The organism is Leptospira borgpetersenii serovar Javanica, assembly GCF_003046425.1.
GTDB classification, from domain to species: Bacteria; Spirochaetota; Leptospiria; order Leptospirales; family Leptospiraceae; genus Leptospira; species Leptospira borgpetersenii.
In genome coordinates, this window is record NZ_QAJG01000016.1 from 55,001 (window position 1) to 63,871 (window position 8,871).

The 8,871-nt window shown below is 41.6% G+C and carries 10 protein-coding genes and 1 pseudogene (1 of these 11 running past the window's edge); 4 read left to right on the plus strand and 7 right to left on the minus strand.

All coding sequences use genetic code 11. From position 1 onward, the window contains the following. Window positions 1–638: the 3' portion of a mechanosensitive ion channel family protein gene (locus CLV95_RS13160; protein WP_002728815.1), read on the plus strand. Its footprint begins 244 nt before the window's first position; the window shows 638 of its 882 coding nt (coding positions 245–882); its start codon lies beyond the left edge, outside the window; its stop codon occupies window positions 636–638. Window positions 639–659: 21 nt separating this feature from the next. Here the strand turns inward: CLV95_RS13160 and CLV95_RS13165 are convergent, their stop codons facing one another. The 4 genes from CLV95_RS13165 to CLV95_RS13180 all read right to left on the minus strand — a co-directional run bounded on the left by CLV95_RS13165 (window position 660) and on the right by CLV95_RS13180 (window position 3,733). After that, window positions 660–1,826 carry an iron-containing alcohol dehydrogenase gene (locus tag CLV95_RS13165; protein WP_002733100.1) on the minus strand — a complete coding sequence of 389 codons (1,167 nt, stop codon included), beginning with the start codon at window positions 1,824–1,826 and terminating at the stop codon, window positions 660–662. A gap of 78 nt (window positions 1,827–1,904) precedes the next feature. Beyond that, on the minus strand, window positions 1,905–2,228 hold the full coding sequence (locus CLV95_RS13170; RefSeq protein WP_002728788.1) for a flagellar biosynthesis anti-sigma factor FlgM: 324 nt from the start codon (window positions 2,226–2,228) through the stop codon (window positions 1,905–1,907). Between the two features lie 12 nt (window positions 2,229–2,240). After that, entirely contained in the window at window positions 2,241–2,996 is a 756-nt protein-coding gene (gene rsmI, locus CLV95_RS13175) for a 16S rRNA (cytidine(1402)-2'-O)-methyltransferase (RefSeq protein WP_002728737.1), read from the minus strand. Further along, complete coding sequence (locus CLV95_RS13180) at window positions 2,993–3,733, minus strand: LIC11073 family putative lipoprotein (RefSeq protein ID WP_002728759.1); 741 nt, start codon at window positions 3,731–3,733, stop codon at window positions 2,993–2,995. Before CLV95_RS13180 ends, rsmI begins: the two co-directional genes overlap by 4 nt. Before the next feature lie 112 nt (window positions 3,734–3,845). Between CLV95_RS13180 and CLV95_RS13190 the strand changes: the two genes are divergently transcribed. Next, window positions 3,846–4,544, plus strand: coding sequence for an LIC_20245 family lipoprotein (locus CLV95_RS13190; protein WP_002728721.1), 699 nt, complete (start codon window positions 3,846–3,848; stop codon window positions 4,542–4,544). A gap of 67 nt (window positions 4,545–4,611) precedes the next feature. Here CLV95_RS13190 and nadE read toward each other — a convergent pair whose 3' ends face one another. Together nadE and CLV95_RS19855 are read right to left on the minus strand one after the other, a co-directional pair. Next, window positions 4,612–6,546: an NAD(+) synthase gene (gene nadE, locus CLV95_RS13195; protein ID WP_002733110.1), complete on the minus strand. Its 1,935-nt coding sequence runs from the start codon at window positions 6,544–6,546 to the stop codon at window positions 4,612–4,614. A 117-nt stretch (window positions 6,547–6,663) separates the two neighbouring features. Next, window positions 6,664–6,867: a hypothetical protein gene (locus tag CLV95_RS19855; RefSeq protein ID WP_002728740.1), complete on the minus strand. Its 204-nt coding sequence runs from the start codon at window positions 6,865–6,867 to the stop codon at window positions 6,664–6,666. On the opposite strand from CLV95_RS19855, the gene pyrE reads away from it, so the two are divergent. Next, entirely contained in the window at window positions 6,842–7,405 is a 564-nt protein-coding gene (gene pyrE / locus CLV95_RS13205; RefSeq protein WP_002728749.1) for an orotate phosphoribosyltransferase, read from the plus strand. The genes CLV95_RS19855 and pyrE overlap by 26 nt on opposite strands. Further along, a complete protein-coding gene (locus tag CLV95_RS13210; protein ID WP_002728768.1) occupies window positions 7,398–8,105 on the plus strand; it encodes a hypothetical protein in 708 nt (235 codons plus the stop codon). The genes pyrE and CLV95_RS13210 overlap by 8 nt, the downstream gene beginning before the upstream one ends. A gap of 538 nt (window positions 8,106–8,643) precedes the next feature. Here CLV95_RS13210 and CLV95_RS13220 read toward each other — a convergent pair. Beyond that, window positions 8,644–8,871, minus strand: a pseudogene (locus tag CLV95_RS13220) (hypothetical protein); the annotation flags it as partial.

The following is an 8,871-nucleotide window of genomic DNA, read 5'->3' on the forward strand; positions in this document are numbered from 1 at the left end:
CGGTTGTCTTTTCCGGTCTTTCGTATCTTCCAACCGTGATTGGATTGGCCGGCGCCGGTATCGTCATCTCTTTGAAAGACATCACCCTTAATTTTGTAGGCTGGTTTTTTATTCACGGGAGTAACGGTTTTGAAGTGGGGGATCGTATCGAGATCGATGGAGTTCGGGGGGATGTCATTAATATCGGAATGAATCGTTTTACACTGATGGAAATTTCGTCCGATCCTAAGTCCGATCAATCAACGAATCGCCTTGTTCATTTTCCGAATCATTTTGTGATTCTACGTCAAGTGATCGTTGTGAAAGACAAAATGGATTACGTCTGGGACGAGATGAGAATTAAAATTCCGTACGATTCTGATTTTGAAAAAGCCGAAGAGCTTCTGAACGGCATCATACGTAACAACGCGATTATCGATCAGAGTGAAATTAATTACACTCTCCAAGAACTTTCTAAAAATTATCTTGTTCGCCTTGGAAAAACGTCTCCGATCGTTTATCTTTCTTTGGAAGACGGAGGGATTCTTTTTTCTCTTCGCTACTTGACTCACATAAGAGGAAGAAGGGACATGAAGACGAAAATTTCCCACCAGATTCTGAAGGAGTTTAAGCAGTTTCCTGGAATTCGGATCTTGTAGTTTAAAAGCCTTGTGCGAGTCTTAAAATGCCGCAACGAGAATTGTTTCGATTTCATTCTTGGGAAGTTCTCTCGGAAGGGAATCCAAAAACGGAAACGAAGCCGCAAGGTTTGCGATCGAGGGAAGGTCGATTTTTCTCACCTCGTATTCTGAAAGCCTCTGGGGAATTTTTAGTTCGATAAAAATTTTACGAATACCTTCTACGGCCTTAATCGCCGCTTCAATTACGGAAATGTTGGTGATATCCTCGTCTAAGGCCCTCGCGATCATCACATACTTACCTGCGGAGGAGGTCAGATTGTATTCCATAACGTGGGGAAGTAGAATGGACATGGATTGAAAGATATCTAAGTTTGTAATATTCGCACTTGCTAATGAAAGGGCGAAACAAAGTCCGAGCGAACTCGAGGATTGGGCGATTCCCGTCAAAAGACTCGCCGCATAGAGACCGTTTTTATAGTTTAGATTTTTCGGGTCCCTGATCGAAGGAATCAGGTTTTTTTGTAAAAGTTCGATGGCTCTGAGTGCGGAAGAGATCGTAAATTCCGTGGAAAACTTGGAGAGAATCGTATCCACAGCCGCGGCCAAAATTCCCACGCCTACTTTGGAAATATCTGCAGAACTCATAAACGAGGAAATCTTAGGGTCGGCGATGATCAATTCGGGAAATAAGAACTCGTGAGAGAAATACTTCGTAATCTTTTCGTCTCCGAGAAGTAGCGTCGAAATGGGAGAGCATTCCAAACCGAAAATGGGATGAGTCGGAATTAAAATCAGAGGAATCGGTTTTTTAAGTTTTGCCTTCTTGTCGTTTATCATATCGTTTGCGAAGATTTCGTTTGTGACGAGTAGGGCGATGAGTTTCGCCATGCTGATTGATTCATAAGAGCCGTAACCGATGATACAATCGGCGTTTGCGATCTTGGCGAAATAAGCGGCTGTATCTAATTCTTCCGAGGTAGGTTCCTTAACGATATCGTCATAGAGGATGACTCCGTCGATATGTTTCTCTAAACTCGTTTTGATTATGGAAAGTTCGTCCATATTTTCCAGTTCTTGCTGAGTGGAAAATATCACGGTTCTTGAACCGATGTTTTTGACGAAGTTACCCACTTTGTATCCGCAGTCGGTTTCAAAGTGGATTTTGGGAGGAAATGTGTAATGAACCCAATCAGGGAGTATCGGCATCTTTGTCGTCTCCCGAAGCTTAACCTAGCGACTTTCTAATTTAGATAGAGGTAAAAAATCAGTTTATTCGTAAGGTTTTTACTGACCCAACATGGTTTCTGAGATTCTGTCCGCGATTGTATTCAAAACGTCGGAACTCAGATTGTCGTAATCCCCATTTTTCAGCTTTTCCTTAATTTCTTTGAGCTTAACGGAACGATCGCTGTCGTCCGGAGTAGAAAGAATTTTGCGAGTTATAGTTTGAACTTCTGCTTGAAGTCGTGCTTCGGATGCTTTTTGTTTTGCGGTATCGGAAATAGAAACATTATCGAAAGTTTCTTTTGATTCAGCTTTTTTAACCGGAGTTGTTCTTTTCGGTTCGTATCCGCTTCCACCGATCCCACCGATTTTATCGATAGTCATGATTAGTTACCTCTACTGAATTCTATCGGCCGATTTAGAAGAGCCTTTAAGCATTTTTTTCCGATTCGTATTGATTAAAACCACAAATTCACCTTTATGGACGAATTTCTTCGGGTTTTCAGAGAGAAAAGGGGAGAAATATAGGATTTCTTCGTGGATTTTTGTTATTTCCCTACCAACAAGAAATTCAGAATTCGGAAAAACCTCTTCTACCGCATCCAAGGTGTCCCCGATTCTATGAACGGATTCAAAAAGCATAACGAGTCCTTCGAATTTTTTCCATTCAGTAAGTTGATTTCTTTTTTTATTTTTCTTTTCGGATAAGAATCCAAGGAACAAAAACGGATTGGCTTGCCAGCCGGAGATTCCGAGCAATGCAGTGAGGGCACTTGCACCTGGAATAGGAGTGATTTTAAATCCTGCCTCTCGAACCACTCGAATCAAATGAGAACCCGGATCCGAGATCCCTGGAGTTCCTGCGTCCGAAACAAGTGCGAACGTTTTCCCCACTTTCAATTCTTCTAATATACCGGAATAAGGAATTTCCGATTGATCTTTGTAGAGAGTGGAGGCGGGTGTCGAGATGGAATAAGATCGGAATAGTTTTTTAGAGTGTTCCACATTTTCGCAGAGGATTCGATCCGTATTCTTTAAGATTCTAAGCGCTCGAAAAGTGAGGTCTTCTAGGTTTCCGATCGGGGTGGAGATTACATAAAGAGTTCCCGGCTCGAGAGGAGTTTCCGTAAACGGTTCGGGAGTTAAATTCATAGATTACAGCCCGGAGGAGAAACTCCGGAAGGACAAACGCAACCAGTCTCTTCCGCTCCGGCGATCGTGCAAGGATTACAAAGTGTTCCGACTGGACAATTTTGTTTTACTACGGCTGTGCAAGACGCGTTATTGCATTCCGAGGGATTACAACTGGAACCGACCGGGCAGAGGTAGGGCCTGGAAGAAGAACACATCTTTACGGGAGTAGAAGGATTGGAAAAGATTCCGCTATTCAAAAGGGCTCTCATGGTGAATGTATAAATTTCACACTTAATGAACGGAAATACTCCCGGCGGAGGAATCTGATTGAGAATCCTGCGAGTTTGTAATTTAGAAGAACTCGTAGATGCTTCAGAAGAAAGATGAGGAAAGGAAGGTTGTACACCGTTTTCCAAATACACGTTTCCTGCGGCGAGAGTTTCCGCAACCGAAGGAGCCGTCGTTGTGATGTAAAGATTGTAGCCTACGAATTGAGGTTCCCCATTCGTCACGTAATAACGAACTAAAAATTCCGGTTTATAGTTGTTCGGCTCGGATAAAAAGTCTACGTCTTTTGATATCGTATCCGTGATTCCTTCGTTTACCGCGACGATACTTAAAAATTGAGGAACCCCTACTGGAGAAATAAATATAAAGGGGGATTGTGCCACATCCGTGTTTCTACCACAGCCTAAGAGAATCCAAATCAAGGAAAGAAGAGTAAGAAACGTTGGACGAAGAATTTGAAAAGCCATTTTTATCTTGCGTAGGATTTGGTTTCTTAAAAATTAGAAACGGATTCAGGATAGAATTTCCTAGATCGGCGGTCTTACAATCAAAATTTCTCGAATTTCTTCGGAGCATCTCGTGATTAGCATTCGTAAATTAGTTCTTTATTCCGGGATTTCAATCGTGCTTGTTGTACTCGTTTGGATTCTTTTTTCTTCAGAAGATTCAAGTGAGAAAGAAAAAAAGAGTAAAGAAGCGGATAGTGTTGCGCTTCTATTGGGCGGAGGAGGACGTTCATCTTCTTCTTCCGGGTCTTCCGGCAGTAGAACGAACGAATCTATTTTCGATTCTTCCTTTTATAAGGCCGGGAAGGGAGAATACGTCGAGACTGAAAAAGGAGAACAAAAAGAGGCCGATCCGGATGCGGCTGACGCGGATAACCCTATCAACCCTCAAACGAATAAACCTTATACCAATGAGGAGATGGAACGTTTCAGTCAGCTTCGAGAACGTTTCCCGAACAATTCTCTCGTTCCGAAAAAGTTAAGCCCTGCGGAAAAGGAAGCGAAAAAACAGGAAGACAATCAGGTTGCGGAAGCGGCAAGGAATGTTTACGCAAGAACCGCTTCTCCGGCTCAAATCCGTTTGTATTACAATCATATGGAAAAACAAACTCTGGATAGAATGGATATCATCAACTATCTTGTGGATTTGCAAAAAGGTTCCGGAGATGAAGAGACCGAAAAAAAATTACAGAACATCCAGGATTCCATCAAAAACCAACTCCAACAGGTTCAAAAGGATAAGGAAAACGCTTTTCAACAAGCCGGATTGTAAGACCTCGTGACGTTATATTTATGCAACGGTCGGTGATAATCGGAACACGATGGCAATTTAGAATATTCTAAATTCCTGATCCATTTTCTTCGGAGAGAATCGGAAACCGGAAGCTGGATTTAGGGTCTAGTCCGTAATCGTCTAGATGAAACGAAGGCGGAAGCCTTTCTCGTTTCCACTGATTTCTGTGGAAGAGGGCGATGTATTTTCGCACGGATTCTTCCAATCCTCCGGAGACTGATTTTTGTATTTCCGAATCTTTCGAAAGAAGTTGAACGATTTCGGAAAAACCGGCGCCTCGTACTATGAATAACTCTTCGATTTTTTGTAAAAGTGGATAGGGCATTAGATCTTTTTCGTCCTGTTGTTCGTCTTCCAGGGGTTTCAGTTCCGCGCTTGGAGGAGAAAGTACAATCTCTTTCACAGAAGGATATGCGGGAAGGATCGAGTCCCTTCCTTCCGCAACAAAGCGCATCCATTTCAAAATAAATTCTTTACTAACTCCTGCAAGAGGAGCGACCGATCCGGAAGAATCTCCGTCCATTGTGGTATAACCGACGCTTGCTTCGCTTCTGTTTCCGGTGGAAAGAAGAAGATGTCCGTTTAAATTTGCGAGCATCCAAATGATCGGAGAACGGATTCTTGCCTGTATGTTCTGCAGAACTAGATTGTGTTCGTTCCAGTTAAAAGAAATCCCCGTAATCTCGGAAATTTTCTGGGAAATATTTTGAACTTCGGTGTCGATCGTAAGTTCTCCATGAACGGATTTGACGTCCTCGGCCAGCGCTTTTGCAAGAGATCTAGTTCGGTCCGAATTGTTTACGGTCGCTTGATAGAGAGTCGAAAGAATGGAGTCTTCCTCTATTCCTTGGGAGTTGAAAAAGTCTTCGCCGAGTTCTTGTTTGGCAATTTTTTTCATGGCAGTCACAAGAAGGGCGCAGACAGAACTATCCGCTCCGCCGGAAAGGGAAAGTGTGTAACCCTTTGTTTTGGAGTTTATTAGATAATCAAAAAGTCCTAATGCTACTGCTCTTGTAAAATCCAAATACGATTCTTCTTCTTGAGAAATGGAAGGTTCCGGAAGCGGATGATTTATCTTTGGGGTTCTTTTGGGAAATTTAAGACCGAGATGGATTCGATTTTCTTCGAAGGATTTTTTGGGGTTGAAACGGTTTCTGGAAGGACGAAAGTTTTTTGCGCGATCGGCTCTGGAAGTTTCAAAGTCTATTTCACTGGAACAAAAATTAAAATCGCCGAAAAACAGACGTTGCGACTCCGATATTAACTTTCCGTTTTGAACGATCATCGAGCCGCCTTCGAAAATCAACCTTCCGGACTCGTTTCCGCAGAGATTGGAAAATAAATATACGTTCGATTCTCTTCTGGAATTTTCCTGAAAGATCCGTCTGCGGATTCTCTGTTTTCCGAACGCGAAATGAGACGCTCCCGGAGAAAGGATGAGATCGGTTCCGGCTTCGGCGAGTGGAATCGAAGGCTTCTGTAGGACCCAGGAATCTTCGCAAATTTCCACTCCGAAAGAAAACCGATCGGTTTCAAAAATGAGGGAACCGAAGGGAATTACGGAACCGTCCGGAGCGGCAAAATTTTTTCGGGTTTCTTCTCCTCTCGTAAACCATCTATTTTCGTAGTGCACTCCCGTGGAAGCGAGATTGGATTTGGGAACGATTCCCGCTATGACTCCGTTGCAAAGTACGGCCGCACAATTGAATAGATAAGGATTTTGGAATATAGGTAAGCCGACGACTACGATCTTATTTTTAGTAAGAGGAAGAAGTTCGGTCAAAGAATTCCAGGATTTTTTCCAGATTCGGGGAAAGAAAAAAGAATCTTCGCATCCGTAACCTGAAATACAAAGTTCCGGAAATAAGATCAGATCCGAGTTCTTTTCCTGTTCGAGAACTCTTTTGATTTTATTTAAATTTCCTGTAAAATCGAATACTCTTGTTTTGAGAGAAACGGACGTAAGCCTCACGGGTTGCATGTTTTACAGGATCCAGGTTGAAATTTGTTTTGAAAGTGTTTTTTTATTGGAACTTATTTTGATAAACGATCTTGTTTATAAGACTTGAAATTCCTTGGAAATACGATTAGGGCAGAACTAGAGTTGTATTCTTTTGGTTGCCGGACGGGAGGATGAGGAGTGTTTGCAAAGTTGGAAAATATGCGGATTCATGCCGATAGAATGATGGGCTTTTCGATTTTTCCGAAATTGAAAACGGGTTTTCGGATTCTTTCCTGAAAATTCACTGGTTAAAAACGTGTAAAAAAGAATTTCGATGAAACAGAAACTTTTAGAACTCATTCTGACTCATGCATACCGTTATTCGGAACAACCTTTTACCCTCGCTTCCGGAAAAAAGTCCAGACATTATTTTAACTGTAAGGAAATTACGCTTGTTCCGGATCGTTTGGAACTTCTTTGTAGATTTATCGTAGAACGGCATTTAGACGAATCAGGGATTTTAAAACCGCAGGCTTTCGGTGGTCTTACAATGGGGGCCGATCCGATCTGTTACGGAATCAGTTTGGAATTTAGAAAACAAGATAAGAACATATATCCTTTGATCGTTCGCAAATTTTCCAAGGATCACGGAACGAACAAATTGGTGGAAGGTGCGGTGCACGAAGTAAAAAGCTGTGTGATCGTGGACGACGTAATTACGACCGGGGGATCCACGATTCAAGCGATCCGTAGTATGCGTGATTCCGGAATCGAGGTCATTCAAGGAATCTGCATCTTGGATCGCCAGGAAGGCGGAATGGATGCGATCCTTGCGGAAGGGGTCCAAATGTTTCCTATATTCAAAAAAAGTGATTTTGGAAATTTGGAACATGAGTGAATTTCCCTACGATTTCGGTAAGTTTCGAAGAAATCTGATTTTTCGCTCGATTGCCGTGGTTCTTCTTTATTTCGTATTTATTGTCTGGAATTTTCTTAAGGTTCCGGAAGAAAATCGAACCGATTTCATCAAGATCTTTGGTCTTCTTTCCGTGGTTCTCGGATTTTTGCTTTATAGAAATTTTTCCAGGCAATTGAGGATTTTAAAAGGAGCCAAAGTGGAATTGACTTCCAATTCGCTGAGGCTTTTCAATTCTAAAGGACAATCTCTTGAAACGAAACTCAAGTCCATCGTGTCGATCGAAAGGGACGTGTTCCGTTCTTACGTTCGTTTTTTGATTACAACAAAGGAAGATCTGATTCCGGTTTTGAATCTTTTAGAACCCGATCTATTTCAATCCGAACTGGAAAAAAATTCCGGAAAAAAGGCGATCGTTCAAGAAAACAGACCCGGTTTTTTTCATCCGAAAACTCTTTTGTATTTTATTCCTTCTTTGATTATGTTCGGTGCCGTTTTTTACGAACCCCTTCGTTTGAAAATGGAGTCCTTTTATCTGATCGCTAATATAAACGCCCTTCTCGTGGCGATTTATTTTCCGGAAGATAAGGTAAAACTCGTATATTCTGCAAAACGGAGATGGATTTTCCTTTTGGGAGCTCTATTGATTGCCCAATGTTTGATTTACTTAAGAATTCTCTAATATTCAAATAAACGATCGTATGTGTACCGCGAGTCTTTTCATTAAGTTCATCCTAATTCCTTACAGTATGGTTTCCTTTGGAAGACTTCCCAAGGCGGTTTCTCTTTACAGCAATGTTGGACCACACAGATCGATTTTCTTCAATACACCCAGTTGATTTGAATCTAAATTTACTAAAAATAGAAAGGACACTGGTAGAAAGAAAAACTCAAGCTACATTGCTCCCGATATTGATCGGGAGGTAGGGTAACGTCTCCTAGACAAGTCTAAAATTAAGTTTACAGAAATCAAACTGCGGATGAACGAAATGAGGAATAAAAAGGGCTAAATGCTAATGAAGTCAACCGAACATTGTTGTAAAGAAAAGCGGCTGTTCAAGAGTGTATTGAGTTTACAGTGTTATGGATCATGTCGATTTAAAATTGTGGAAAAGCAATGAATCAATTTTCCATCATTTTCTGGGTCGAGTGAATTTCGATTCGTTTTGAGAAACGTCTTTTACACAAAATCGTTGGCAACACCTGGTTACAATGTCACGTTAGAGAATTACATTTTCTCTCAAGGTTTTTTCGGAGAATCCTGTGATTTCTAAAACGGTCTTTAGATCGATCCCTTTTTTAAGCATTTTACCGGCAACTTCCAATTTTTCTTCGATCCTACCTTCAATTTTACCTTGTTGTATTCCTTCTGAAATGAGTCTCTCCGCTGTAGTCATCGTTAACTCCTCGTATTGTTCCAATTTTGATATTGCCAAAACTCTTTTGAG